This window comes from Paenibacillus sp. 598K (genome assembly GCF_003851045.1).
Taxonomy (GTDB): Bacteria; Bacillota; Bacilli; order Paenibacillales; family Paenibacillaceae; genus Paenibacillus_D.
In genome coordinates, this window is the sequence record NZ_BFBX01000156.1 from 1 (window position 1) to 1,453 (window position 1,453).

Genomic DNA, 1,453 nt, shown 5'->3' on the forward strand with positions numbered 1-1,453 from the left:
ATTGTAAGCTACGAAAGCGGGGGATGCGCAATGAGTACCGAGCCGATGCACCAGGGAAGAAACCAAGTGGAGCTTGTTAGTCTGGACATGCTGGTTCCGAAGGACCACTTGCTTCGGATGATTGATGAGCACATTGATTTCTCCTTCATTACGGAGAAAACGAAACCGTACTACCCTAAGACGCAAGGGCGTCCCCCGATCCCCCCGATCCGTCTATTCAAAATGATGTTGATTGGTTATTTGTATGGCATTCGTTCGGAGCGTCAGTTGGAAAACGAAATCAACCTGAACATCGCTTACCGTTGGTTCTTGGGTTTGGGCTTAAGCGAACGTGTACCGGACCACTCCACCATTAGTCATAATCGCAATGAACGCTTTAAAGACAGCCCCATCTTCCAAGAGCTGTTTGACGAGCTCGTTCACCTGGCCATCCGCCATGGTATGGTGGGAGGTCGTGTGTTGCTGACCGACTCGACGCATATTCGGGCCAATGCAAACAACAATCGGTACACCATGCAGACCATAGACGAGACACCGCATGCGTATCTGAAGGAACTCGAAGAGGCCGTGCAACAGGACCGGATCCAAGCTGGAAAAAAGCCGCTGCCTCCGGCGAAGGAGGCGTCAAAGGAAGACCAACAGAAAACAAGTGTGACTGACCCGGAAAGCGGCTATATGACCCGTCCAGGTAAGCCAGAAGGCTTTCATTATTTGGATCATCGCACCGTGGACCACAAGTTCAACATTATTACCGATGTGCATATTACGCCTGGAAACGTCAACGATTCCGTTGTCTATATCGATCGACTCCGGCGGCAGATTGAAACCTTCGGTTTCCACGACTTGGAAGCCGTTGCACTGGATTCTGGTTATATGACCCCTTACATATGCAAACAAACCCTGGAAGCGAATGTGTTTCCCGCCATTGTTCCCCGGAAAGCAACGACCCGTGCCGGTACGCTTCCCAAAGCTCATTTTACGTTTAACGCAACAAACAATACCTACGTTTGTCCTCAAGGCCAGGAACTGACGTACAAGCTCACGAATCGGGAAGGCTACCGCCTCTATGCGTCGGATGCTTCACACTGTGCAACGTGCCCGATGTTGGCTCAATGCACCTCGGATAAATCCAAGCAACGAAAAATTCAACGCCATGTGTGGGAAGAATTTCGTGAGCAGGTCGAAAAAAATGCGAGCAGCCCGGCGGGGCAGTTGCTATTGCGTTGGCGACAACGAAAAATTGAACCTAGCTTCGGGGAAGCCAAAGAGTTGCATGGCTACCGTCGCTGCAAATATAGAGGGAGAGCCAAAACGCAAGAACAGGCTCTCCTAACGGCGTTTGCCCAAAATGTGAAAAAGATCGCTCGTCACCTGGCCCAGCTGGCCAGAACGGGGCTTTTTCGCGAAAAATTCCGCGTGGCTTTCTTTTTACGGTTTTCCTACGCTCGAAACC

General features: G+C 50.9%; 1 protein-coding gene. It reads left to right on the forward strand.

Annotated elements, in window-relative coordinates; translation table 11 throughout:
- Positions 1–30: 30 nt before the first annotated feature.
- Positions 31–1,453: IS1182 family transposase (locus tag PA598K_RS32240; RefSeq protein ID WP_260405722.1), on the forward strand; the 1,423-nt coding region annotated here is incomplete at its 3' end.